A 23,987-nucleotide genomic window follows, 5' to 3' on the forward strand; every position below is an offset into this window, starting at 1 on the left:
GATGGACAGGTTCATTGCACTGCTGTTCGCCGGGTTCTCGACAGGCGCGGTGTACGCCCTGGTCGCGTCGGGGATCGTGCTCGTCCACAAGGCGAGCGGCGCGGTCAACTTCGCGCAGGGCGACCTGCTGACCCTCGGCGCGTTCGTGTACCTGGCGTTCACCGGCGCGATGCCGCCGATGGCGGCGGTCGGGCTGACGATCGTCGTGCTGTTCGTGGCGGGCGGGGCGATCGAGCGGATCGTCTTCGTCCCGCTGCGGGACCAGCCGAGACTCACGGTCGCGGTCGCGACGTTCGGGATCGCGCTGGCGATCCAGGCGGGGCTGACCGTGTGGCAGGGGTCGGACCCGCAGTCGGTGCCGTCCGCCTTCGGGCACGGGTCGGTGGACGTCTTCGGCACGCCGCTGCCCGTCCTGTCGCTCTGGACGATCCTCATCACCGCGATCGTGTTCGCCGGGATGTACGCGCTGTTCCAGTTCACCCAGCTCGGGCGGATGGTGCGGGCGCTCGCCGCCGACCGCGAGGTCGCCGTCCTCTACGGAGTCCCGGCGAGCGGGCTGAACTTCCTCACGTTCGGGCTGTCCGGCGCGCTCGCCGCGCTCGGCGGGGTGCTGCTCGGCCCGTCGATCGCGATCAGCCCGATGATGGGCTTCAGCATCGTGCTGTTCGTCTTCGCGGCCGTCACCATCGGCGGCTTCGACAGCATGGGCGGGGTGGCCGCGTCGGCCGTGGTGCTCGGGGTGGCGCAGCAACTGCTCACCGGCTACGTCTCCAGCGCGTACACGAACGCCTACCCGTTCCTCGTCATGCTCGCCCTGCTGCTGGTCAGGCCGACGGGGCTGGCCCGCCCGATCGCCGCCGAGCGGTTCTGACCGGACGAATGGAAGGGGAATCGCGATGACGGCGACACGCGCCTCGACAGGGGCACGCGCCAACACGGCGCTCGGCTCCGGGCTCATCTGCTATCTCGTCGTCGGCTACGTGATCGCCGCGGGCGGCGACGGCTACCTGCTGACGGTGGCCTCGCTCGCGGCGGTGAACGTGGTGCTGGCGGTCGGGTTCAGCATCGTCTACGCGCAAAGCGGGCAGTTCAGCTTCGCCACGGCGGGCCTCGCGGCGGCGGGCGCCTTCGGCTACGCCTGGTTCGCCAAGCACATGCCCGCGGAGATCGCCATGGTCGTGGCGGTCGCGGCGACGACCGTCCTCGGGCTGGCGATCCGGCTCGCGACGATCCGGCTCAGCCGGCTGTACTTCGCGATCGCGTCGGTCGCGGTCGGCGGGCTGATCACGATCGTGCTGGTCAACTGGGAGTCGCTGTCCGGCGGGGCGTCCGGGGTCGGGCCGGTCCCGGCCGTGACGTTCGGGCTGGTGGACGGCGACGAGCTCGCGGGCGTCTTCCTGGTCGCCTGGCTGCTGTCGGCGGCGGGGGTGGCCGCGGGCTCGCTGCTGTACCGGTCGGCCTGGGCCCGCGACCTGCTCGTGGTGAAGGACCTGCGGCACATCGGGCAGAACGACGGGCTGCCGATCCGGCGGCTGGAGCTGGAGGCGTACGCCGTCCACGCGGCGTTCACCGGGCTCGCCGGGGTGATGCTGGCGAGCACCGGCACGTTCATCTCCATCGCCTCGTTCGACATCTCCATGGCGCTGCAGGTCCTGATCATGGTGGTGCTCGGCGGGTCGGGCCGGGTGCTCGGCCCGGTCATCGGCGCCGCCGTCGTCACCCCGCTGCCGGAGATCCTGCACGGGGCGGGCAAATGGTCGGGGATGGTCTACGGGATCACGCTGCTGATCGTCCTCGTGGCGCTGCCGGACGGCGTGCTCGGCCTCTGGGACCGGTTCCGCGCGTGGGCCCGCGCCCGGCTCGTCAGACCCGGGACGGTCCGGGTGGAAGGAGGCAGCCCGTGAACGCGCCGGACGTGAACGCGCTGGAGGTCAAGGACGTCAAGGTGCACTTCGGCGGCGTCTACGCGCTCAAGGGCGTGTCGCTGACGGTGCCGTCCGGGATGTGCGTGGGGCTGACCGGCCCCAACGGTTCGGGCAAGTCGACGCTGGTCAACGCGGTGACCGGGGTCGTGGACGCGGAGGGCGAGGTCCGCGCGCAGGGCACCGCGCTCCAGCTCTCCAGGCCGGGCCGCGCCGCCCGGCTCGGGCTGCGCCGCACGTACCAGACGCCGCGCGTCCACCCGAAGCTCACCGGGATCGAGAACGTCTGCACCGGGCACCGGCTGATGGCGGGGCGCAGCGCGGGCGCCGCCATGTTCCGGCGGATGCGGGCGGGCACCGCCGAGCGGGACCGGCGGCGCGACGCCGCCGCCGCGCTCGACCGGGTCGGCGGCTCCGCGGCCGCCGACGTCACCGGGGCGGTGATGACCTACGGGCAGCGGCGGCTAGTGGAGCTGGCGCGCGTGCTGGTGGCGCGGCCGCGGGTGCTGCTGCTGGACGAGCCGTCCGCCGGGCTGAACGACACGGAGGTCACCGCGCTCCGGACGCTGATCGCCGACCTCGCCGCCGAGGGCGTCGGGGTCCTGCTCATCGACCACCGGATCTCGCTGCTCAACGAGGTCTGCGACCGGCTGGTCGTGCTGGAGGAGGGGCTCAAGCTGCACGAGGGCGAGCCCGCCGACGTCTGGCGGCACGACCGGGTCAGGGCCGCCTACATCGGGGAGTTGAACGATGCTGGAAATTGAGCGGCTGTCGGTCCGGTACGGGCCGGTGCGCGCGGTGGAGGGGCTGAGCCTGACCGTCGCGTCGGACGCGGCCGTCGCGGTCCTCGGGCCGAACGGCGCGGGCAAGACCTCGACGCTGCGCGCGGTGTCGGGGCTCGTCGCGCACGGCGGCAGCGTCCGGCTGGACGGCGCGGAGCTGTCGCAGCGGTCGCCGCGCCGGATCGCGAGGGCGGGCGTCGTCCACGTGCCGGAGGGGCGGCGGGTGTTCGGCAGCCTCAGCGTCGAGGAGAACCTGCGGGTCGCGACCGTGGCGGGCCGGGGCCGGCCCGCGCGGTTCTCCATCGGCGACGTGTACGACCTGCTGCCCGCGCTCGCGGCGATGCGCGGGCGCGGCGCGTGGGCGCTGTCCGGCGGCGAGCAGCAGATGCTCGCGATCGGCCGCGCCCTCGTCGCCTCGCCCGGCGTCCTGCTGCTGGACGAGCCGTCCCTCGGCCTCGCGCCGTCGGTCGCCGACCGGATCTACGACACGTTCCGCCGGCTGAAGGGCGCGGTGGGGCTGCTGATCGTGGAGCAGGTCGCGTCCCGGGTGCTCGGGATCGCCGACACGGTCGTCGTGATGCGGGAGGGGCGTCCGGTCGGCAGCGGACCGGCGGCGGAGTTCGCCGACCCGCACCGGCTCGCCCGGCTGATGATCGGCGTCGGCGCGGACGACGGCGCCCCGGACCAGACGGAGGAGCAGCGTGCCGCCGACGTATGACGCGAAACGGCTGCTGGACGGCCGCACGGTGATCGTCTCCGGCGTCGGCCCGGGACTGGGCCGCCAGACGGCGCTGGCCGCCGCCGCGGCGGGCGCGTCGGTGGTCCTCGGCGGACGCTCGGCCGAGGCGGTCGGCAAGGTCGCCGCCGAGGTGGCCGCGACCGGTGCCCGGACGGCGCGGCTGCTCTGCGACGTCACCTCCGACGCCGACTGCCGCGCCCTGGTCGCGCTCGCCCGGCGCGAGTTCGGCGGGGTCGACTGCGTGGTGAACAACGCGTTCGCGTCCGCGCCGCACGGGACGACGCTGGAGAACGCCGACGTCGACCGGTGGCGGGAGACGATGGACGTCACCCTCTTCGGGTCGCTGCGGATGACCAAGGCGGCGCTGCCCGAGCTGCGCCGCAGCCAGGGGTCGGTCGTGTTCGTCGGCTCGCAGAGCATGCGGCGGATCAAGGCGGGCCGCGGCCCGTACGCCACGGCGAAGTCGGCGCTGGTGACGGCGGCGCAGGTGCTCGCGCGGGAGGTCGGCCCGGACGGGATCCGGGTCAACACGATCGTCCCCGGCCGGATGTGGGGCCCGTCGCTGCGCACCTACATCGACCGGCTCGCAGCCGAGCGCGGCACGAGCGCCGAGACCGAGACGCGCGGCATGGTGGCCGACAACGCGCTGCCCCGGCTGACCAGCGACGAGGAGTGCGCCCGGGTGATCGTCTTCCTGGCGTCGGACCTGTCGTACGGGATGACCGGCCAGACCGTCGACGTGAACGCGGGCGAGACGTTCCACTGAGGAGGCGACCGGATTGGACGGCGCGCGGTACATCGTGCAGACCGGGCCGGAGGCGTACGAGCTGCGGGAACGCCCGCTGCCGGGGATCGGCGCGGACGACGCGCTGCTCGCGGTGGAGGCGTGCGGGATCTGCGGCACCGACATCGAGGTGTTCGAGGGGCGGTCCGCCGCGCGGCTCCCGCTGGTGCCGGGCCACGAGCCGGTCGGCCGCGTCGTCGCGATCGGCGCGGCGGCGCGGGCGCGGTGGCGGCTGGCGGAGGGCGACCGGGTGGCGGTCCACTCCACCCTGACCTGCGGGCGCTGCCGGACGTGCCGCGCCGGGCTGCGCGGCTGCACGGCGCCGGAGTTCGCCGACGGCACCATCTACGGGTTCCGGAGCCCGGACGTCGGGCCCGGCCTGTGGGGCGGGTTCGCGACGCACCTGTACCTGGCGCCGGAGGCGATCCTCGTCCCGGTGTCCGGGTCGGTGAGCGTGGCGGCGGCGTCGCTGTTCAACGTGCTGGCCAACGGCGTCGACTGGGCGCTCGACCTCGGCGGCGCGCGGTACGGGACGTCCGTCGCGATCCTCGGCCCCGGGCCGCGCGGGCTGGCGTCGGTGATCGCGGCGAGCGCGGCGGGCGCCGGGCCGATCGCGGTGACCGGGCTGGCCGCCGACCGCGAGCGGCTCGACCTGGCGCTGGAGCTCGGCGCCGACCACGCGATCGACGTGACGGACGAGTCCGCGGCCGAGGCCGTCCCGCGCGTGCTCGGGGAGGCGCCCGACATCGTCATCGACACCACGCCGGGGTCGCTCGCGTCCGTGACCGACGCGGTCCGGATGGCGGGGCGCAAGGGCACGGTCGTCCTCGCCGGGCTGAAGGGCGCGGACGGCCTCGCGCCGTTCCCCGTCGACCTCGCCTGCGCCAAGAGCCTGACGGTGAAGGGCGCGGTGTCGCGGTCGCTGCGCTCGATGGAGCAGGCGGTCGCGCTGATCGAGTCCGGGCGGTGGCCGCTGGAGAGGTTCGCGAGCCACGCCTACCCACTGGAGCGCGCGGAGGACGCCCTCCGCGCCCTGATGTCGGACGAGAAACCCGTACACGCGAGAATCGAGCCTTCAGCATGAGCGAAGCGAACCGGGGGTCGTGGGGGGTCGTCCCCCCACATGAGACACGCATGAGCCTTCACCCGGTAGTGGAAACGCGTTCGCACGAAGTCACGGTCCGGCGGCTGACGGACGTGACCGTCCTCGCCGAGGGGCTGGAGTTCCCCGAGGGGCCGGTGGCGCTCGGCGACGGGAGCGTGCTCGTCACCGAGATCGCGGGCGGGCGGCTGACCCGCGTCCGCCCGGACGGGACGAAGGACGTCGCGGCCGTCACCGGCGGCGGCCCCAACGGCGCGGCGATCGGCCCGGACGGCCTCGTCTACGTGTGCAACAACGGCGGGAAATGGCCGGACGTGTGGCAGGGCGGCCGGATGGAGCGCGTCGACCTGGACAGGGGCACTACCGAGATCCTGTTCACCCAGTGCGACGGGCGTCCGCTGTCCGGCCCGAACGACATCGTGTTCGACGCGGAGGGCGGCTACTGGTTCACCGACACCGGCAAGATCCAGGGCCGCCGCCGCGACCTCGGCTCGCTGTTCTACGTGACGCCGGACGGCGAGATCCAGGAGGCGATCCATCCGGCGGAGACGCCCAACGGGGTCGGGCTGTCGCCGGGCGACGGGCGGCTGTACTACGCCGAGACCGCGACGGCCCGGCTCATCGGCCGCGACCTCACCGCGCCGGGCACGCTGGACGACGCGCCGCCGCGCGACCCGTCCACCCTCACGGGCCAGCTCCCCGGGCTCGCCTACTTCGACTCGCTCGCGCTGGACGCGGCGGGCAACGTCTGCGTCGGCACGCTGATCCAGGGCGGCGTCACGGTCATCTCCCCGGACGGCGCGCGGATCACCAAGTACCTCCTCCCGGACGAGCTGGCCGACCGGATGGTCACCAACATCTGCTTCGGGGGCCCGGACATGTCGACCGCGTACCTGACGCTGGCCGAGCACGGGCGGCTCGTCTCGTGCCCGTGGCCGGAGCCGGGCCTGCCGCTGCACTTCCAGCAGGGCGTGCGATGAGCCGCGCGGTGCGGGTGGCGCCGTTCACGATCGACGTCCCGCAGGCCGTGCTGGACGACCTGCGCCACCGCCTCGACCGAGCCCGCCCGGCCGACGAGGTCGCGGACGCGGGCTGGGACTACGGCACGAGCGGCCGCTACCTCGCCGAACTGGTCGAGCACTGGCGCGCGCGCTTCGACTGGCGGGCGGCCGAGAAGCGGCTGAACGCGCACGCCAACCTGCGCGCCGAGGTGGACGGCCTCGGCGTCCACGTCGTCGCCGAGCGCGGGACGGGCCCGGACCCGCTGCCGATCGTCCTCGTCCACGGCTGGCCGAGCGGCTACCTGGAGATGACGCGGCTGATCCCGCTGCTCGCCGACCCGGCCGCGCACGGCGCGGACCCGGCGGACGCGTTCGACGTCGTCGTCCCGTCGCTGCCCGGGTTCGGCTTCTCCGACCCGCCCACGGAACGCGGCTTCGGGTACGCGCGGATGGCGGAGACCCTCGCCCGCGTCGTCGCGGACGGCCTCGGCCACCGGCGCTACGGCCTGCACGTCACGGGGCTCGGCGCGTACGTCGGCGGGCGGATGGCGTTCGCCGACCCCGGGTCCGTGGTCGGCCTGCACACGCACGACCCGGTGCTGCTGCCGCCCGTGTCGTTCGACCCGCCGTTCCGTCCGGCGTCGGCGGCGGAGGCGCGGTTCCTCGAACGGTCGCGGGCGTGGGGCGCGGCGGAGGGCGCGTACGGCGTCCTGCACCGGACGAAGCCGTCCAGCCTGGCGCACGCGCTGAACGACTCGCCGATGGGCCTGCTGTCCTGGCTCCTCGACAAGCACCGCGCGTGGAGCGACTGCGGCGGCGACCTCGAACGCCGGTACGCCAAGGACGACCTGCTCACCGGCGCGACCCTGTACTGGGCGACCGGGAGCATCGGCTCGTCGATCCGGGTGTACTACGAGCGGGTGCACGCCGACCCGCCGATCGCGCCGGGCAGCCGCCTGCCGGTGCCGACGGGCGTCGCGATGCCGCCGGAGCTGCCGGGCAGCCCGCCGCGCCAGGCGCCCCGCGAGATGGTCGAGCGGACGCACGACGTCCGGCACTGGGCGGAGCTTCCGGCGGGCGGGCACTTCGCGTCGTGGGAGGAGCCGGAGGCGGTCGCCGCCAGCATCCGCGCGTTCTTCCGTCCGCTGCGCTGACCCCGCCCCGCTGACCCCGGGCGGGGTCAGCGGAGCCGGGCGTCGATCTCCACGCCGAGCCGGGCGGCGAGCGCGGCGAGGTCGGCGCGGACCGGGTCCGCGACCGGCACGCCGTGCTCCCGGCGCTCCCGCTCGCGCTCGGTCTCCTTCTCGCCGGGCAGCCACACGCGGTCCACGCCGGGACGGCGCGGCGCGGTGCGGATCTCCGCGCCGATCCGGTCGACGCGGCGCGCGTACCCGTCGGGGTCGGTGAACGCGCCGACGTCGATCGCGCCCAGCAGCGCGGTGTTGCCGCCGGGCTCGTGCGGGCGGTGGCCGGTCAGCTCGGCGTCCGACAGCCATCCGGCGAGGACGCCGGTCAGCAGCGTGACGCAGAGCGCGAGGCCGTACCCCTTGTACCCGGCGACGGGCAGCAGCGTCCCGCCGTCGAGGACCGCCGCCGGGTCGGTGGTCGGCCGCCCGTCGCCGTCGAGGAACGCGTCCTCGGGGAGGGGCTCGCCGCGCTGCGCGGCGACGAGGACGCGCCCCCACGTCGACACGCTCATCGCCGAGTCGTACACCACGGGCGGGTCGCCGGGGAACGCGAACGACAGCGGGTTGTTGCCGACCATCGGCACCGCCGCCCCGGTCGGCGCGATCAGCGCGAGCACGTTGGTCGCGGCGAGGCCGATCATGCCCTGCTCGGCGGCCGTCAGGCTGTAGTCGGCGGCGGCGCCGAAATGGTTGATGTCGCGGACGACGACCAGGCCCGCGCCGGACGCCGCCGCCTTCCCCATCGCCAGGTCCATCGCGGCGGACGCGGCGACCGCGCCGAGCCCGTTCCCGCCGTCGAGCAGCGCCGTCGCCGGATGGTCCCGGACGACCGTGATCTCGGGGTCTGCTTCGATCCCGCCCGCCTCGATCCGCTCCACGTACGAGCGGAGCCGGATGAGCCCGTGCGTCTCGACGCCGCGCAGGTCGGCGGTGACGAGGTTGCGCGCCACCCGCGCCGCGCCCGCCGCCGGGACGCCGACGCGCTCCAGGATGCGCGCGGCGGCGTCGGCCAGCACCTCGGCCGGGAGCGTGTTGGAGGCGATCGTCATGCTGTCTCCCGGCAGGTGTTCCGAAGCGTGCCAATGCCCTCGATCTCCACCTCCACGACGTCGCCGTCGCGGAGGAGGCGGGGCGGGGTGCTCGCCATGCCGACGCCGGGCGGCGTCCCGGTCGCGATGACGTCGCCGGGCAGGAGCGTGAACGCCCGGCTGAGCCGCGCGATCAGTTCCCGGACGGAGAAGATCATGTCGGCGGTGCTCGCGTCCTGCCGGAGCTCCCCGGAGACCCGGCAGCGGACGGCGAGGTCCTGCGGGTCGGGGACCTCGTCGGCGGTGACGAGCCACGGGCCCATCGGGCAGAAGGTGTCCAGCGACTTCGCGCGGACCCACTGGCCGTCGTCGCGCTGCAGGTCGCGCGCCGACACGTCGTTCAGGCAGGTGTAGCCGAGGACGTGGCCGAGCGCGTCCCGTTCGGAGACGTGCCGCGCCGGTGCGCCGATGACGACGGCGAGCTCCGCCTCGTAGTCGACCTGCGCGGCGACCGCCGGGTCCCATTCGACGGTCTCGCCGTGCCCGCGCAGCGCGCTCGGGAACTTGGCGAACACGACGGGCTCCTTGGGGACGTCCAGCCCGCCCTCGGCCGCGTGCTCGGCGTAGTTGAGCCCGATCGCCACGATCTTGCCGGGCGCCCGGACCGGCGGCAGGAACGCCAGCCCGGCGGGGTCGGCCTCCGGCAGGTGCGGCGCGGCGGCGGCGAGCGCGGCGAGCTCGTCCGGCGTGACCGGCGCGGTCGGCAGCCGCGACCCCGCGGGGACGACGCGGACGGCCCCGCCCGCGGCGGCTCCGGCGATCGCGAGCGTGTCGGCGCCGTTCCGGCGTACTCGGGCGAGCCTCATCGTCTCTCCAGGATCCGGGGGCGAGGGCCCTTTCACGATCCCATCCCGCTCCCCGCGAGTCAACCAAACGACTGGTAGATGATACGGCCGGAGGCGGTGAGCCGGACGGCGTCCGCGCCGGGTTCGGCGAGCGTCGCGTCCAGGCCGTGCCGGAGCAGGACGAGGTCGGCGGGACCGCCCGGCCGCAGCCGCCGGGGCGGGCCGCCCGGGTCGTCCGGCGGGGCGAGGCAGGCGTCGAGGGCCGCGCGCGGCGGCAGCCGTTCGGCCGGGTTCAGGACGCGGCCGTCCGGCGTCTCGCGCCGGACGGCGGCGGCGATCACCGCCCACGGGTCGAGCGGGCCGTACGGCGCGTCGGACGACAGCGCGACCGGGATCCCCGCCGCCGCGAGCGACCGGCACCGGTACAGGTCGGGACGGTCCTCGGCCGGGACGTCGCGCGCGTAGTCGTCCCCGCGGTCGGCGAGGAAGCCTGGCTGGGTGACGACGGCCGCGCCGAGCGCCGCGATCTCGCCGGTCAGCTCGGGCGGGACGAGCGCGGCGTGCTCGATCCGGTCGCCGGGGACGGGCCCGGCCGCGCGCAGCGCCGCCAGCAGCAGCACGAGCGCCTCGCGGGTGACCGCGTGCACGGCGACCGGGCGTCCGGCCGCGTGCGCCGCCCGGATCCGCTCGGTGAGGTCGTCGAACGCCGGGAGCCCGGAGTCGGCGAGGACGATCTTCCAGGGGCCCGGCGTCCAGCGGCCCTCGCCGTCGGACGCGCCGAGCGGCGCGCCGAGCAGGTGGACGCGCTGCGGGAGCGTCCCGTCCCGGCGCGCCGCGGCGATCGACGCGAGCGCCTCCGCGCTCAGCTCGGGCGTCGCGTCGGTCACGGCGGTGACGCCGAGGCGGGCGAGCTCCCGGCCGACGCCGGCCAGGTCCGGCGGCGCGGCGGACGGCAGGCGGGAGCGCAGCCAGGCGTCGGCGCGCCAGATCCGTCCCGTGGGGGCTCCGGCGGCGTCGCGCTCGATGCCGGGGTGGTCGGCCTCGTCCAGCCGGACGGCCCGCGCGGCGCGCGTGTTCAGCATCCACATCGCGCCGCTACGGTGCTGCACCCGCACCGGCCGCCGCGCGTCGAGCGCGTCGAGCGCGGCGCTGGTGAGGTCGCCCGCGACGGACTCGTGGTAGCCGGTGCCGCGGACCCAGCCGTGCCGGTCGGGGACGGCGGCGGCGAGCGCGGCGGCCAGCCCCGCCCGGTCCGCGACGTCCGGCGGGCCGCAGCGCGCCGAGCGCCGCGCCGCCGCCAGCGCGTGCAGGTGCAGGTGGTGGTCGACGAGGCCGGGCAGCAGCGCGCCGCCGCCGCACTCGACGACCTCCTCCCCCGCCTCGCGGGGGACGGACGGGGCGATGTCGGCGACCCGGCCGTCCCGGACGCGGACATCGGCGCGGCGGCCGTCCGGCAGTTCCGCGTCGCGCAGCAGGAACCGCTCGGTCATGGCGCGGGAATCCGCAGTTCCCGCAGGACGTCGGCGGTGTCCTCGCCGACGTCGGCGGCGCGTCCGACCGGGGCACGGTGCCGGGGCGGCGCGACCGGGACGGGCCCGTCGCGCGTGTCCACGACCCAGCCGCCGCCGACCCGGCGGGCCCGCGCGGACGGCTCCGCGCCGGGGTCGAGCGTCGCGGCGACGACACCGGCCATCGAGACGTCGTGCAGCGCTCCCCCGCCCCCGGCGGGCGCGGTCAGCGCGCGGGCCGCCGCGGTGAGCCCGGTCAGCGGGTCGGCGATCGCGTCGCCCGCGAACAGCGGGACGCCGCCGGGTTCGCGGGCGACGAGCCCGGCGCCCGCCGCGACGTCGTCGCCGAAGCCCACCCGGTCCGAGTCGCGGCCCGCCGCCGTGATGGAGATCCAGGTGGTCCCGGCGGCGACGGCGGCGCGGGCGTCCAGGCCGAAGCGGGCGAGCGCCCGGGGACGCGACGCCTCGACGACGATGTCCGCGCGCTCCACCAGCGCCCGCAGCGCACGCCGCGCGGACGGCTCGTCCGGGTCGAGCACCACCGACCGGTGCCCCGCGTGGAGGAGCCGGTAGAAGCCGGGATGGCCGCGCCGGGCGCCGTCCGGGCGGGACGGGGTCTCGACCTTCACCACCCGCGCCCCGGCGAGGCCGAGCAGGTGCGCGCACAGCGGCCCCGCCCACAGCGCGCTGAAGTCCACCACCAGGAGCCCGGCGACGGGACGCGGCGGCAACTCGACCTCCGGCGCGACCGGGGTGAAGGGCGCGACGGGCCCGGCCGCCAGGCCGAGCAGTTCGGCGCGCTCCGCCAGTTCGGCTCCCGTGTGGGCGAGCAGCCACGCCTCGACGGGCGGCCACACGCCGTCGCCCTCGGGGAGTTCGGCGCCGACGAGCGCGCCGAGCAGGGACGGGTCGTCCGGACGCGCGCACGACACGGCCGCCCATCCGTCGGCGGTCGGCAGCAGGCGGCAGGCGCCGCCCGCGGAGACCGTCCCGCGCCGCTCCGCACCCGTGAACGCGGCCCGTTCGGCGAGGAGAGCGGCGCCGTCGACCGCGACACCCGTCAGCGCCGCGATCCGGGCGGACAGCTCGCGCGCCCGCGTCGCGGCCCGGCCCGGCGGGACGAGCGGCGGGCCGTCCGGCCGCCCGGTCAGCGCGACGGCCCCGCTCGCCGCCCAGTCGGCCGCCGGATCCGACACGATCATGGTGCTGTTTAGGGTAGTCAGCATGGTTGCGGTGCCGATGACCGACCCGGCCGGGCTCGCCGCGGATGGCGCGCGCCCGCCACTGCTCGACGCCTCCGGCCGTCCCGAGACCCCGCTCATGGGCGTCGACCTGCGTAAAGGGGTCGATCCCGACGCGCTCGTCGGCGCGGTCGGGCACGCCCGCGACAGCGACCGGTTGCTGATCGGGGTGGCCGACGGGCCTCTGGATCCGCCCGCGCTCGTCCTCGCCGAGGCGCTCGACCTCACCCTCTCCGAAGGCGAGGCGCAGGACGCGCGGCTCGTCCCCGTGCCCGACGCCGAGGCCGCGCTCGCGGAGGTCGACGCGGCCGTCGCGGCGCACCCCACGGCCGCGCTGGTGCTCGCGCGCCTCCTCCGCATCACCCAGGCCGTGCCGGTGCGCGCCGCCCTGGACGCCGAGTCCTTCGCCTACTCCACCCTGCTCGGCGGCGCCGAGTTCGCCCGCTGGCTCGGCGGCCGCGCCCCCCGCGCGGAGGCCCCGCCGGCCCCGGACCCGGTGCTCGTCGCCCGCGACGGCGACCGGCTCACCGTGACGCTGAACCTGCCCGCCCGCCGCAACGCGCTCGGACGGCGGCTCCGCGCCGCCCTGGTCGACGCGCTCGGCCTCGCGCTCCTGGACGACACCGTCGAGCACGTCGTGCTCGACGGCGCGGGCCCGGTGTTCTCCTCCGGCGGCGACCTCGCCGAGTTCGGCACGGCCCCGGACGCGGCGACCGCGCACCTCGTCCGGACGTCGGCGAGCCCCGGGCTGCTCGTGCACCGCCTCCGCGACCGCGTCGAGGTCCGGATGAAGGGGGCGTGCGCGGGCGCGGGCGTCGAGATCCCCGCCTTCGCCGCGCGGGTCCGGGCCGACCCGGACACGACCTTCTGGCTGCCGGAGATCGCGATGGGCCTCATCCCCGGCGCGGGCGGGACGGTCAGCCTCCCGCGCCGCGTCGGCCGGTGGCGTACCCTCCACCTGGCCCTGTCCGGGGTGCCGCTGGACGCGCCCACCGCGCTCGCCTGGGGCCTCGTCGACGAGCTCGGCTGACCGCCGCTACCTGCGGACTTCGTCGATCGTGACGGCGCGCCGCTCGCGCCGCGCGATCTCGCACGCCTCCGCCACGTAGAACGCCTCCAGGCTCTCCTCCGGCGGGCACGGGCTCGGCCCGCCGGACTCGACCATGGCGGCGAAGGCCCGCAACTCCGCCTCGTAGGCGTCGGCGAACCGCTCCTGGAACCGGGTGTGCGGCGGCCCCGCCGGGCGGAACCCGCCGCCCGCCGGGGACAGCGGCGTCCGGTCGTCGAGCCCGGCGACCACGCCGTCCAGGGAGCCGAGCACCTCCAGCCGGACGTCGTACCCGGCCGCGTTGTAGCGGGTCGCGGACACGACGGCGAGCGTGCCGTCGTCCAGCGTGAGGACGGCCGAGCCGGTGGCGACGTCCCCGGACGCGGCGAACACCGCCGAGCCCCGGTTCGCCCCGGCCGCGCTGACCTCGGCGACGTCCCGCCCGGTCACGAACCGGACGGCGTCGAAGTCGTGGACGGAGCAGTCCCGGAACAGCCCGCCCGACGTCGGGATGTACTCGTCCGGCGGCGGCGCCGGGTCGAGCGTGCACGAGCGCACCGTGTGCACCCAGCCGAGCCGCCCCGACCGGACCGCGTCGCGCGCGGCCACGTGCCCCGGGTCGAACCGCCGCTGGAAGCCCACCTGCACGGGGACCCCCGCGTGCCGCACCGCCGCCAGCGTCCGGACCGTGCCGTCCAGGTCGGCGGCGACGGGCTTCTCCACGAACACGGGCAGGCCCGCGTCCACCGCCCGGATCACGAGGTCCGCGTGCGCGGCGGTCGGCGTCGCGACGACGAGGCCGTCCAGCCCGGCGGTGAACAGCGCGTCCACGGTGTCCGCCGCGACCGCGCCGAGCTTGGCCGCCACCTCCCGGGCGCGTCCCGGGTCGGCGTCGGCGACGACGACCTCCTCGACCCCGGCGAGGCCGCGCAGCGTCTCCGCGTGCCCCGCGCCGATCCGGCCCACTCCGGCCAGCCCGATCCTCATCCGTTCCCCGATTCCTCTGTCGTTCGTAGCCGGCGGCCCGCCGGGCCGGGGATCGCCCGGCCCGGCGGGTCGGCTCAGCCGGAGAGCCGGACGGCGCTGCTCGCCGTCCCGCCCTTCGCCGCCTCGAAGGCGACGGTCAGGGTGCCGCTCGCACCGGGCACGGTGACGTTCACCGTGCCGGCGCCGCGGATCTTGATCTCCTTCGTGCCGAGGACCTTCCCGTCCCACACATGTACGTGCGCGGTGCCCGCTCCGGTCGAACTCAGTCGGACCTTCGTCGACCCGCCGGAGACCACCGGCTTACCGACGATCCACGCCGAGTCCGAGCGCGGCGCCGCCGGGCCCGCGGCCAGCGGGATCCCGGTCCGCACCGCCTGGATGATCGACTCGGGCGAGTTCACCGAGTCGGTCGCGTCGGTCGGCATGACCGGCGCCGGCGGCGTGGTCGGCATCCCGGCCGGCGGGACGTGGCCCGGCAGGGACACCTGGCCCCACCGGTACGGGTCGCCCTGCACCCCGCCCCAGGTGGACCAGCCGATGCGCGTCTGGCCGGTCTTGTCCTGGGTGTCGGAGTCGTACACGAAGATGTTCAGGCCCATCCGCGCCGGGTCGACGGCGGTCGGCAGCGCCTTGAACGGGATCTTCGCCTCGATCACGTACCCGTCGTAGGGGTCGTTGACCGTCGAGGCGACCCGCATTCCGGGCGCGGTCTGCTCGCCCGGGCCCTGGTTGGCGTCCGCGTCACGCTGGAAGCAGGGCTTCCCGTCCGACATCTTCGGGAAGATGCCGGTCTTGAACGTGGTGGACGTGTTCTCCGAGTCGCCCCGCGGGTCGATCGCGATCTCGACGGAGTCGGTGCGCCAGTGGCGCTTGCAGTCGTCCGCGCCGAGCGTCGTGCCCGCCTTGTCGTCGCGGACCTTGACGAGGACGTTGAGCGCGTCGTCGGTCCAGGTCACCTTGCCGGTGGCCGAGCAGTCGTCCGCGGACGCGCACGCCTCGCCCTCCCAGACCCGAGACAGGTTCAGCTCCGGACCCGGGTACTCGCCCGGCGACTCCTTGCCGTCCAGCGTCGGCGCGGCGGCCGCCTTCGGCAGCTCCGCCTTCGGGACGAGCTCCAGCGCCCCCTTCTGCACGTCGGCCGCGCCCGCGGACGACGTCGTCGTGATCGTCAGGTCGTAGTCGCCGCCCGTGCCGCCCTGGTTGGACGTCGGCAGGGAGGCGTCGGTGTTGGTGACGGTGAAGTCGACCGACCCCGCCTTGCCCGCGTCGAGCGTGTACGGCTTGGACGCCGCGTCCGCCGAGAACCCCTGCGGGAGGTCGAGCCTGACCGTGCCCGACTGCGCGGACGCGGTGGTGTTCGCCACGTCGATCCGCACCTTGCGGGACGCGCCGGACGCCAGCGTCAGCACCCGCTTCACCTGCCCGGTGAGCGCGGGGACGCCGACCTTGCCCGCCCAGGTGTCGAAGTCCGACACGCGCGGCAGCGGCTCCAGCACCCCGGTCACGGCGGGCCGCACCTCGACCGACGTCGCCGCCTGGCCCTTGGCCGTGCCGCCGGTCAGCGTCGCCGAGATCTGCGCGCGGCCGGCCTTCGCGCCCGCCGGAGGCGTCACGGTGAACGTCGCCGTGCGCTCAGCGGACCCGAGTTTGCCCAGGTCACCGCTCCCTGTAACGTTCCAACCCGAGGGCACCGAAAGGGCCGCCTTCGCGCCCTTCAGCTGCTCCGGGGAGCTCGCCTTGGCGGTCACCTTGAACGCGCGCCCGCCGGTCACCCCGAACGAGTCCGTCGCCAGCTCGAACCGCGTGCCGAGCGGCAGCCCGCCCTGCCCCGGCTGCAGCGCCCCCTCCAGCATCGCCGCCGGGCCGGTGTTGCCGAGCGTGTACGGCACCCGGCTGTGGATCTGCATGTAGTAGTCGCAGCCGATCTTGGTCGGGTCGGACGGCGCGTCCGGGAACCCGCCCCAGCCCTGGCTGACGTACGTGCGCTGCGCCTCGCGCTCGACCTGCGCCCAGGTCTTGCCCCCGTTGCGCGCGGACGCGCGGCCGCCCCACACGCCGTAGGTGACCGAGGCCGCGTTCGACGGCGTCCCCGACGCGGCGCAGGTGGACCCGGTCGGCCCGGACGCCCCGCCCGTCTGGAACAGGCGTCCCGGAGCCCAGGTCCGCAGCCCCTCCTGGCGGAGCTGCGCCGGGTACGCCGAGGCGCTGCCCGCGGCGAAGTACGCCTCCGTCGCCAGCCGCGCGGCCATCTGGTGGTTGCCGTGCTGGCCGGGCAGCGGCGCGGGCACCATGGTGACGATCACCTTGGGCCGCGTCTCCCGGACGAGCCGGACGACCTTCTCCAGCGTCTTGTCGTGGTCCCACGTCTCCGCGGTGAGCGGGGTGCTCACCGTGTAGTAGAAGTCGACCTTGTCCAGGTAGTGGATGTCGGTGACGCCCGCCTTGCCGACGGCGCGCCGCTCCTCGTCCTCCCGGAGCAGGCCGAGCGCCGGGCCCTCCTCGGTGCCGGAAGCGTTGCCGCCGCCCTCGCCGCGCGTGACGGTGAGGACGCCGACCTTCGCCTTGTCGAATTCGTTCCACTGGCCGAGCGTCGACAGCGCGCCGGCCTCGTCGTCCGGGTGCGCCCCGACGAACAGCACGTCGAGCTGCCCCTTGCCGGACGCCCCTTCGGACGGTGCGCCGCGGTCCGGAGCCGCCTGCGCGGGCGGGCCCGCGAAGGCGACTGCCGTGGCCGCGAGCGCGGCGGACAGGATTGCGGGTAGGGCGAGTCTTCGCAATTAACTCTCCTGTTCTTCCCTACTCCTTGATGGCCCCCGAGAGCATTCCTGCGATGAACTGTCGTTGCAGGAAGACATAGGCCGTCACGACGGGCGCCGCGATGATCAGCGCGCCGGCCATGAGCAGCGAGTAGTCGGTCTTGTGCGTGCCCTGGAAGAAGGACAGCCCGAGCGGCGCGGTGCGCAGCCCCTCCTCCGAGTTGATGATCACCAGCGGGAGCAGGAACTCGTTCCAGGTCCACATCGTGGTGAGCAGCAGCATCGTGAGGATGGCGGGACGGCCCACGGGCACGAGCACGCGCCACAGCGTCGTCCAGCCGTTCGCGCCGTCGATGCGGGCCGCCTCAAGCAGCGACCGCGGGACGCTCCGGAAGTACGCGCGCATCCAGAACGTGCCGAACGCGACCGACATGGCGACCTGCGGGAGGATCAGCCCCGCGTAGCTGTTGTCGAGCCCCACCGACCGCAGGTCGAAGTACAGCGGGACGACGATGGCCTCGGTCGGGATGGTCAGCCCCGCGAGGAACAGCAGGAACACGATTCCGGCGCCGCGGAACCGCATGGTGCCGAGCGCGTACCCGGCCATGATCGACAGGACGGCGGCGACCGCCACGGTGACCGCCGTGACGATGATGCTGTTGCGCATGTAGGTGCTGAAATGGCCCTCGCGCCAAGCGTCCGCGAAATTCGAGAAGTTGAGGTCGGGAAACTGCAGCGCCTGCGTCAGGACGCCGATCATGGGGAACACGGCGATGACCGCGAACACCGCCAGAATGGCGTGGTTGAAGAACCGCTCCGTCCGCCCGTTCATGCGTCCCCGCCTTTCTGGGGGGCGACCCCCAGACCCCCGAGGGGAAGGCGCCCTGATCCTCGCTTCGCTGCGGTCATGCGTCCCTGCCTTTCTGGGGGGCGACCCCCAGACCCCCGAGGGGAAGGCGCCCTGATCCTCGCTTCGCTGCGGTCATGCGTCCTTCCCTTCCACCACGCGCCGGATCCCGGCCGTCACGACGAAGGCCAGGACGGCGAGGGTGACGCCGACGGCGCAGCCGAGGCCGACCTCGCCGGTGTTGAACGTGCGGTTGTAGACCTCGTAGGCGGGGACCTTCGTCGCGTCGCCCGGCCCGCCCTCCGTGGCGTTGTAGATCAGGTCGAAGTTGCGGATCGCCATGATCGTGGTCAGCGTGAGCGCCACCGCGAGCTCGCGCCGCAGCGCCGGGAGCGTCACCGCGAAGAACTCGCGGACGGCGCCCGCACCGTCGATCCGCGCCGCCTCGTACAGCTCGCGCGGGATGCGCTGCACCCCGGCGAGGAACAGCACCATCGCGAGCCCGATCCCGACCCAGGTGCCGACGAGGCCGACCGCGGGCAGCGCGAACGTGAAGTCGCCGAGCCAGCCGCGCCGCCAGTCCGGCAGGCCGAGCGCGTGCGCCCAGCCGAGGACGGTGTTGACCGGGCCGTCCGCCGAGTACACCCAGCGCCACGCCACGGCCACCGCGACCATCGCGACGACCTGCGGCAGGAACAGCACCGTCCGGAAGAACGCGAGGCCGTGGATCTTCGACCTCGACATCACCGCCACCAGCAGGAACGCGATGCAGCACGGCAGGACGGCGTAGAACACGATGAGCACCAGCAGGTGCCCGAACGCGCCGCGCAGCACGGGGTCGGACCAGATGGCGGTGTAGTTGGAGACGCCCGCCCACGTCGCCGTCCCGAGGCCGTCCCAGTCGTACAGGGAGAACTGCGCCCCGCGCACCAGCGGCCACAGCAGGAACGCCCCGTACACGAGGAGGGCGGGCAGGACGTACAGCCAGCCGATCCTGCGTGGCTCGCCCGGAGGGCGGGACTCGACCCGCGCCTGGCGCGGCGCGGGCGCCTCGCCTCCGGACTTCCGGGTCTTGTGCCGCGCGACGGTCGTCATGTGCGGGCTCCTTGGGTATCCGTCTCGGCCTGCGCCCCGTCCCGGCCGCGCCCGTCGAGGGGGCGGCCGGGACGGACCCGCCGGTCGTTACTTCTTCTTCTGGAAGGCGTCGTAGTCGTCCTGCGCGGCCTTCATGACCTCGTCGGCCGACTTCCGCCCGGCGATCAGCTCCTGGAGCGGTCCACCGAAGGCGTCGGCGAAGGTCGGCGTGGCGTAGTCGATGTAGGGCGTGATGCCGTCGTTCTTGCTCAGCTCGCCCCACGCCGCCGTGATCTCCTTCTGCAGCGGCTGGTCCGGCTGCTTGGAGGCGGCGAGCGCGGGCAGGTTGCCGGTCTCGACGGACACGTCCATCGCCTCGGGCGAGGTGATGAAGTTGATGTAGGCGGCGGCCACGTCCGGGTTCTTCGACTTGGACGTGATCGACCAGGGCAGGCTCTCCCCGCCCATCGTCGCCGTCGGCGCCCCGGCCTGCGGCGCGGGCGGCAGCATGAAGCCGACCTTGTCCTTCATCTTGTCGGCGAGGTCGGGCGCCCACCAGGTGCCGCCGAACAGGAACACGCCGTCGCCCTTGGCGAAGTTGACGGGCGTGTCGTCCCACTTGATCGAGTTGGCGTCCTTGGTGAAGTAGCCCTTCTTGGCCCAGTCGGCCAGCCGCTGCGCGGCCTGGACGTTCGGGCCGTCCGTCCAGGAGCCGCCGCTGCCGAACACCAGGTTGCGGACGGCCTCCTTGTTGTTGACCCCGTCCTGGACGATGCCGTAGAGCTGCATCGCGGGCAGCTTCTCGACGTTGCCGAACGCGATCGGGATCTCGTTCTTGTCCTTCGCCGCGGCGAGCGCCTGCTCGAACTCGTCCCAGGTCTTCGGCGGCTGGATGCCGAGCTTCGCCAGCTTCTCCTTGTTGTAGAAGAGGCCGACGATCTCACCGTTCAGCGAGACGCCGTACAGCTTGCCCTGGCCGATCAGCTTGCCGCCGTCGGTGACGCTGTTCAGGTCCGTCAGGCCCTTCGGGTAGCGCTTCTTCCACCCGTAGGCCTGGTCGTAGGAGTCCAGCGGGAGGAGCATCCCGGCCTTGACGAACTGCGCCATCGACGCGTAGCCCTGGTTGGCCTCGACGACGTCCGGCGGGTTGCTGCCGGACAGCGCGAGCCGGAGCGTCTTCTGCAGGTCGGAGAACGACCGCGACACCCGGTTGATCTTGACGTTCGGGTACTTGGCCTGGAACCGCTTGTTCAGCTCCTCGATCTGCTTCTTCTGCCCGCCCTGGACCTCCTGGTCCCAGACGGTGAGAGTGACGTCGCCGGCCTTGGCGACGTCGGTGCTGACCGCCGCGGGCGCCTTGCTCTCGGGCTTGTCGTCGGACGAGCCCGGCGCGCACGCGGCGGCGAACGCGGTGAGGAGGGCCGCGGCCGCCGCGACCGTCCCTCGTCTCATGAATGTCGGCATATCCTGCGGCTCCCTTTGTGCTCTCTATCCCTGGGGTGGGTGGTGGTGCTGCGTGGTGTCCGGCGCCGCGCGCGGCGTCCCGGGATCAGGACGGCGACTCGACGTCGGCCCGGAGGGTCGGCTCGGCGCGGACGACGGTGTCGTCCGCCGAGTCGGGGATGAAGTCGACGACGAACGCGTAGTCGGCCAGCACCGCTTCGGGCACCTCGCCGGACTCGCCGAACGCCGCGATCTCGCCCCAGCAGGGCGCGCCGAGCGACCCGCTGCGGTGCCGGACCGACAGGCCCGCGCACAGGTTCGCGAACTTCAGCCGCTCGGCCAGCGGCAGCCCGGCGAGCGTCCCGAACAGGAACCCGGCGCCGAACACGTCGCCCGCGCCGGTCGCGTCGAGCGGCCGCACCGGCAGCGCGTCGGTCTCGGCGACCTCCCCGGTCGCGGAGTCGATCGCGATGGCGCCCGCGCCGCCCCGCTTCACGACCACGACCGGGACGCGCTCGGACAGCGCGCGGGCCGCGTCCTCCGGCGTGCCGGTGCGCGTGTAGGCCATGGCCTCCACGGCGTTCGGCAGGAAGACGTCCACGTCCGCCAGCCGGTCGAGCACCTCGCTCGACCAGGTCTCGGTCGCGTCCCAGCCGAGGTCGGCGAAGACGAGCGTCCCGGACCGGCGCATCTCCCGCGCCCAGCCGGGCACCGGCCGCTCGATGTCGACGAAGCAGGCGCGCGCGGACGGCGGCCGGGAGCCGAGCACCGCCTCCGCGCCGTCCGCGTCCGCCGCGCCCCCGCCCGCCGAGTCCGCCCCCGCGGTGGACTCGGCGCCCGGCATGGGCTTGGCGTAGGTGACCATGCTGCGGTCGGAGTCGTAGGCCAGGGACACGGTGACCGGCGTGGGCCAGCCCGTGACCTTGCGGGAGTGGCCGAGGTCGATGCCCTCCTGCTCGGCGAGCGTCCGCCACAGGTACGCGCCGAACAGGTCGTCGCCGAACGGCGCGGCGAGGCCGACGCGCAGCCCGAGCCTGCTCATCGCGACCGCGATGTTCGCGATCCCGCCGGGCGCCGAGCCGAGCCCCTCGGTGAACAGCTCCGTCCCGGGCGGCGGCAGCCCCGGCAGCCCGGTGAAGATCATGTCCATGAACACCTGGCCGCTGAGGAACACGTCCAGCTCCGGGGACGCGCCGGGGTCGCCCCCGCGGCGCAGCATGTCCCCGGCGAGGCCGCGCTCGGTGCACGGGTCGGCGAGGTCCGGCTCGGGCGGGCGCCCGGCGGCCGGGTCCCCGTTCAGGGTCTCTACTGCCATCAGGCCCTGCCTTTCTGGGAGGGGGCGCCCGGCTCGAACACGGCGGCCACGCCCGGGATGCGGTCGATGTAGCCGTCCAGCAGGCGCCGGGCGACCGGTACCGAGTCGACCAGCGGGTGCAGCGCGAACGCCTGCACGGCGGCCGTCCGCGACCCGGTCGTGGCGGCCTCGATCGTCAGCCGCTCCACGGCCTTGACCTGCTGCATCATCCCCGTCTGGTGCAGGTCCGGCTGGTCGAGGACGAGCGGGTGCACTCCGTTCGCGTCGACCGTGACCGGCACCTCGACGACCGCGTCCGCGGGCAGCGCGGCGACGGTCGACCCGTTCCGCACGTTCAGGATCATCGTCGCGGGCTCGTTGCGGCTGATCGCGGCCATCACGCTGAGCGCGACGCGGGCGTAGCCCTCCTCGGCCGGGTCGATCCCGGACTGGACGTCGAGCGGCTCGCCGGTCCGCGCGCCCTTCATCTCGGCCATGTAGCTCGCGCTGCGGGAAGCGACCGTCTCGCGCCACAGCTCCATGGCCGCGCCGCCGGACGCCGCCGCGATCCGCTCGTAGAACGCCTGCTGCTGCTTGAGCAGGAACTCGCCGCGGGTCTGCCCGGCGTCGAGGGTGGCGCGCACCGCGTCGCGGTTGAAGTAGTAGTAGTACAGGTACTCGTTGGGGATGACGCCGAGGTCGCGCAGCCAGTCGCCGCCGAAGACCACGCCCTCCTCCAGCGTCCCGAGCACGTCGTCGTCGGCGAGCAGGGCCGGGAGGACGTCGACGCCGTCGTGCAGGATCCGCCGCATCCAGCCGAGGTGGTTCAGCCCGACGTAGTCGAGCTGGACGCGGGCCGGGTCGAGCCCGAGCGCCGCCGCCACCCGCGCGCCCAGCCCGGACGGCGTGTCGCAGATGCCGAGCACCCGGTCGCCGAGCACGGCCTGCATCGCCTCGGTGATCATCCCGGCGGGGTTCGTGAAGTTGATGACGTAGGCGTCGGGCGCGAGTTCGCGCACGCGGTGCGCGATGTCGAGCATGACGGGGATGGTGCGCAGCCCGTAGGCGATGCCGCCCGGGCCGGTCGTCTCCTGGCCGAGGACGTTCAGGTCGAGCGCGACCCGCTCGTCGCACACCCGGCCGGCGAGGCCGCCGACGCGGATCGCGGAGAACACGAAGTCGGCGCCCTCCAGCGCCTTGTCGAGCACGGTGCTCGTGTGGACCCGCGGCGCCGCCTCCGCCCCGCCCGCCAGCGTCGCGAGGATGTCGGCCATCACGTCGAGCCGGCCCGCTTCGGAGTCGTGCAGCCAGACCTCCTCGATGCGCGGGGAGCCTGGGTCCTGCAGCAGGGCCTGGTACACGAACGGCACCCGGAACCCGCCACCGCCGAGAATGGCCAGCTTCATGCGATGTACACCTTCCCGCCCGCCTGCCGGCAGACATCGAGAGTCCTGGGGTCGGCGCCGGCGGTGGTGACCAGGGCGTCGACGCGCGCGAGGGAGCACACGCGCAGCGATCCGGTGCCGGGGAACTTCGCCTCCGAGGCGACCAGCACCACCCGGTCGGCAGACTCCAGCATCGCCTGCTTGACCGGCGTCTCGACCTCCATGTCGTCCATGACGTGACCGTCCGGCCGCACCCCGGTGCAGCTGAGGAACACCAGGTCGGCGCGGACCTGGCGGAGCGCCGTCGAGGTGAGGGAGCCGACGAGCGAGAGGTAGTTGCGGCGCACGACGCCGCCGAGCAGGCACAGCCGGACGGCCTCGTCGTCGCGCAGTTCGTCCAGCACGGCCAGGTTGTTGGTGATCACCGTGACCGGCCGGCCGCGCAGGTGCCTCGCGATGAGCCGGGTGCTGGTGCCGATGTCGAGCACGACGACCATCTCGTCCTCGACCAGGGCGGCGGCCCGCGCGGCGACCGCCGCCTTCTCCGCGCTGTCGTGCTCGGCCGACGCGGCGAAGGAGATCTCCGGCACGGCCGAGCGCGGCGACAGCGCCGCTCCGCCGTAGGTGCGCTGGAGCTCGCCGTTGCGGTCCAGCACGTCGAGATCGCGCCGGATCGTCGACTCGCTCACCTGAAGGGTCTCGGCCAGCTCCCTGACCGAGGCCGCCCCCTTGGTACGCAGGGACGACACGATCTGCGCACGCCTCTTGCTCGATGTCACGCACAGGACGGTAACACCTGTGCACGACTTCGGTCATCACCCGGTCAACCGTCTGCCCGAAGTCCGTCATTCACCCCGCTGACGTGCGGAAAGCCGGTCAAGGCGACCACCCGGTCAGGGTACCGTGTCAACTCCTCGGAACGTTCCAACAAACGCCGGTCCGGACACGGCCGGACCGGCGGCCGGAGCGCCGCCGGACTTTGTCAGGACATCACGTCAACTCCGCGCCCGGTCC

General features: G+C 74.4%; 21 protein-coding genes. 9 read left to right on the top strand and 12 right to left on the bottom strand.

Features of this window, described 5'->3' with window-relative positions; all coding sequences use genetic code 11:
- The first annotated feature begins 1 nt into the window (after window position 1).
- From ACH01S_RS09525 to ACH01S_RS09560, 8 genes are all read left to right on the top strand, one after another.
- Window positions 2–871: a branched-chain amino acid ABC transporter permease gene (locus ACH01S_RS09525; protein WP_067888053.1), complete on the top strand. Its 870-nt coding sequence runs from the start codon at window positions 2–4 to the stop codon at window positions 869–871.
- Between the two features lie 25 nt (window positions 872–896).
- Complete coding sequence (locus ACH01S_RS09530; protein ID WP_067888056.1) at window positions 897–1,904, top strand: branched-chain amino acid ABC transporter permease; 1,008 nt, start codon at window positions 897–899, stop codon at window positions 1,902–1,904.
- On the top strand, window positions 1,901–2,686 hold the full coding sequence (locus ACH01S_RS09535; protein ID WP_169809238.1) for an ABC transporter ATP-binding protein: 786 nt from the start codon (window positions 1,901–1,903) through the stop codon (window positions 2,684–2,686). Before ACH01S_RS09530 ends, ACH01S_RS09535 begins: the two co-directional genes overlap by 4 nt.
- Window positions 2,673–3,422 carry an ABC transporter ATP-binding protein gene (locus ACH01S_RS09540; RefSeq protein WP_067888060.1) on the top strand — a complete coding sequence of 250 codons (750 nt, stop codon included), beginning with the start codon at window positions 2,673–2,675 and terminating at the stop codon, window positions 3,420–3,422. Before ACH01S_RS09535 ends, ACH01S_RS09540 begins: the two co-directional genes overlap by 14 nt.
- Window positions 3,406–4,209: an SDR family oxidoreductase gene (locus tag ACH01S_RS09545; protein WP_083980497.1), complete on the top strand. Its 804-nt coding sequence runs from the start codon at window positions 3,406–3,408 to the stop codon at window positions 4,207–4,209. Before ACH01S_RS09540 ends, ACH01S_RS09545 begins: the two co-directional genes overlap by 17 nt.
- Window positions 4,210–4,222: 13 nt before the next feature.
- The gene (locus ACH01S_RS09550; RefSeq protein WP_067888063.1) at window positions 4,223–5,311 is read left to right on the top strand and encodes a zinc-dependent alcohol dehydrogenase; all 1,089 of its coding nucleotides are present in this window, start codon (window positions 4,223–4,225) and stop codon (window positions 5,309–5,311) included.
- Window positions 5,312–5,379: 68 nt separating this feature from the next.
- Window positions 5,380–6,309 carry an SMP-30/gluconolactonase/LRE family protein gene (locus ACH01S_RS09555; protein WP_218010201.1) on the top strand — a complete coding sequence of 310 codons (930 nt, stop codon included), beginning with the start codon at window positions 5,380–5,382 and terminating at the stop codon, window positions 6,307–6,309.
- Window positions 6,306–7,484, top strand: coding sequence for an epoxide hydrolase family protein (locus ACH01S_RS09560; RefSeq protein WP_067888069.1), 1,179 nt, complete (start codon window positions 6,306–6,308; stop codon window positions 7,482–7,484). Before ACH01S_RS09555 ends, ACH01S_RS09560 begins: the two co-directional genes overlap by 4 nt.
- Window positions 7,485–7,510: 26 nt before the next feature.
- On the opposite strand, the gene ACH01S_RS09565 is transcribed toward ACH01S_RS09560, so the two are convergent.
- The 4 genes from ACH01S_RS09565 to ACH01S_RS09580 are packed head-to-tail and all read right to left on the bottom strand — an operon-like array spanning window position 7,511 to window position 12,100.
- Complete coding sequence (locus tag ACH01S_RS09565; protein ID WP_067888072.1) at window positions 7,511–8,566, bottom strand: Ldh family oxidoreductase; 1,056 nt, start codon at window positions 8,564–8,566, stop codon at window positions 7,511–7,513.
- Complete coding sequence (locus tag ACH01S_RS09570) at window positions 8,563–9,411, bottom strand: fumarylacetoacetate hydrolase family protein (protein ID WP_067888076.1); 849 nt, start codon at window positions 9,409–9,411, stop codon at window positions 8,563–8,565. The genes ACH01S_RS09565 and ACH01S_RS09570 overlap by 4 nt, the downstream gene beginning before the upstream one ends.
- A gap of 59 nt (window positions 9,412–9,470) precedes the next feature.
- Window positions 9,471–10,880 (bottom strand): amidohydrolase family protein, encoded by a 1,410-nt coding sequence (locus ACH01S_RS09575; RefSeq protein WP_067888079.1) that lies wholly within the window; start codon window positions 10,878–10,880, stop codon window positions 9,471–9,473.
- Window positions 10,877–12,100, bottom strand: coding sequence for a CoA transferase (locus ACH01S_RS09580; RefSeq protein WP_218010202.1), 1,224 nt, complete (start codon window positions 12,098–12,100; stop codon window positions 10,877–10,879). Before ACH01S_RS09580 ends, ACH01S_RS09575 begins: the two co-directional genes overlap by 4 nt.
- A gap of 22 nt (window positions 12,101–12,122) precedes the next feature.
- Here ACH01S_RS09580 and ACH01S_RS09585 point away from each other — a divergent pair, with 22 nt between their 5' ends.
- Window positions 12,123–13,169, top strand: a complete 1,047-nt coding sequence (locus ACH01S_RS09585; protein WP_218010203.1) for an enoyl-CoA hydratase/isomerase family protein — start codon at window positions 12,123–12,125, stop codon at window positions 13,167–13,169.
- 6 nt (window positions 13,170–13,175) lie between these two features.
- Here the strand turns inward: ACH01S_RS09585 and ACH01S_RS09590 are convergent, their stop codons facing one another.
- The 8 genes from ACH01S_RS09590 to ACH01S_RS09625 form a co-directional block, all read right to left on the bottom strand.
- The gene (locus tag ACH01S_RS09590; protein WP_067888084.1) at window positions 13,176–14,174 is read right to left on the bottom strand and encodes a Gfo/Idh/MocA family protein; all 999 of its coding nucleotides are present in this window, start codon (window positions 14,172–14,174) and stop codon (window positions 13,176–13,178) included.
- 74 nt (window positions 14,175–14,248) lie between these two features.
- Window positions 14,249–16,951, bottom strand: coding sequence for a sugar-binding protein (locus ACH01S_RS09595; protein WP_148344651.1), 2,703 nt, complete (start codon window positions 16,949–16,951; stop codon window positions 14,249–14,251).
- 19 nt (window positions 16,952–16,970) lie between these two features.
- Window positions 16,971–17,762: a carbohydrate ABC transporter permease gene (locus ACH01S_RS09600; RefSeq protein WP_067888087.1), complete on the bottom strand. Its 792-nt coding sequence runs from the start codon at window positions 17,760–17,762 to the stop codon at window positions 16,971–16,973.
- 150 nt (window positions 17,763–17,912) lie between these two features.
- Entirely contained in the window at window positions 17,913–18,872 is a 960-nt protein-coding gene (locus ACH01S_RS09605) for a carbohydrate ABC transporter permease (protein ID WP_083980498.1), read from the bottom strand.
- Window positions 18,873–18,959: 87 nt separating this feature from the next.
- The gene (locus ACH01S_RS09610; RefSeq protein WP_067888090.1) at window positions 18,960–20,303 is read right to left on the bottom strand and encodes an extracellular solute-binding protein; all 1,344 of its coding nucleotides are present in this window, start codon (window positions 20,301–20,303) and stop codon (window positions 18,960–18,962) included.
- 97 nt (window positions 20,304–20,400) lie between these two features.
- Window positions 20,401–21,609, bottom strand: coding sequence for a carbohydrate kinase family protein (locus ACH01S_RS09615; protein WP_083980499.1), 1,209 nt, complete (start codon window positions 21,607–21,609; stop codon window positions 20,401–20,403).
- Window positions 21,609–22,994, bottom strand: coding sequence for a 6-phospho-beta-glucosidase (locus ACH01S_RS09620; RefSeq protein WP_067888094.1), 1,386 nt, complete (start codon window positions 22,992–22,994; stop codon window positions 21,609–21,611). The genes ACH01S_RS09615 and ACH01S_RS09620 overlap by 1 nt, the downstream gene beginning before the upstream one ends.
- Window positions 22,991–23,752, bottom strand: a complete 762-nt coding sequence (locus ACH01S_RS09625) for a DeoR/GlpR family DNA-binding transcription regulator (protein WP_067888097.1) — start codon at window positions 23,750–23,752, stop codon at window positions 22,991–22,993. Before ACH01S_RS09625 ends, ACH01S_RS09620 begins: the two co-directional genes overlap by 4 nt.
- Window positions 23,753–23,987: the final 235 nt, after the last annotated feature.

It is taken from the genome of Actinomadura chibensis NBRC 106107, assembly GCF_001552135.1.
Lineage (GTDB): Bacteria > Actinomycetota > Actinomycetes > Streptosporangiales > Streptosporangiaceae > Spirillospora > Spirillospora chibensis.

Excerpts from the sequence above, each read along its gene's own strand:
- ACH01S_RS09615 (WP_083980499.1), bottom strand. The coding sequence starts at position 21,609 with ATGGCAGTAGAGACCCTGAACGGGGACCCGGCCGCCGGGCGCCCGCCC.
- ACH01S_RS09600 (WP_067888087.1), bottom strand. The coding sequence starts at position 17,762 with ATGAACGGGCGGACGGAGCGGTTCTTCAACCACGCCATTCTGGCGGTG.
- ACH01S_RS09540 (WP_067888060.1), top strand. The coding sequence starts at position 2,673 with ATGCTGGAAATTGAGCGGCTGTCGGTCCGGTACGGGCCGGTGCGCGCG.
- ACH01S_RS09570 (WP_067888076.1), bottom strand. The coding sequence starts at position 9,411 with ATGAGGCTCGCCCGAGTACGCCGGAACGGCGCCGACACGCTCGCGATC.
- ACH01S_RS09560 (WP_067888069.1), top strand. The coding sequence starts at position 6,306 with ATGAGCCGCGCGGTGCGGGTGGCGCCGTTCACGATCGACGTCCCGCAG.
- ACH01S_RS09585 (WP_218010203.1), top strand. The coding sequence starts at position 12,123 with ATGGTTGCGGTGCCGATGACCGACCCGGCCGGGCTCGCCGCGGATGGC.
- ACH01S_RS09620 (WP_067888094.1), bottom strand. The coding sequence starts at position 22,994 with ATGAAGCTGGCCATTCTCGGCGGTGGCGGGTTCCGGGTGCCGTTCGTG.
- ACH01S_RS09580 (WP_218010202.1), bottom strand. The coding sequence starts at position 12,100 with ATGATCGTGTCGGATCCGGCGGCCGACTGGGCGGCGAGCGGGGCCGTC.
- ACH01S_RS09575 (WP_067888079.1), bottom strand. The coding sequence starts at position 10,880 with ATGACCGAGCGGTTCCTGCTGCGCGACGCGGAACTGCCGGACGGCCGC.
- ACH01S_RS09530 (WP_067888056.1), top strand. The coding sequence starts at position 897 with ATGACGGCGACACGCGCCTCGACAGGGGCACGCGCCAACACGGCGCTC.
- ACH01S_RS09565 (WP_067888072.1), bottom strand. The coding sequence starts at position 8,566 with ATGACGATCGCCTCCAACACGCTCCCGGCCGAGGTGCTGGCCGACGCC.
- ACH01S_RS09610 (WP_067888090.1), bottom strand. The coding sequence starts at position 20,303 with ATGAGACGAGGGACGGTCGCGGCGGCCGCGGCCCTCCTCACCGCGTTC.
- ACH01S_RS09605 (WP_083980498.1), bottom strand. The coding sequence starts at position 18,872 with ATGACGACCGTCGCGCGGCACAAGACCCGGAAGTCCGGAGGCGAGGCG.
- ACH01S_RS09525 (WP_067888053.1), top strand. The coding sequence starts at position 2 with ATGGACAGGTTCATTGCACTGCTGTTCGCCGGGTTCTCGACAGGCGCG.
- ACH01S_RS09590 (WP_067888084.1), bottom strand. The coding sequence starts at position 14,174 with ATGAGGATCGGGCTGGCCGGAGTGGGCCGGATCGGCGCGGGGCACGCG.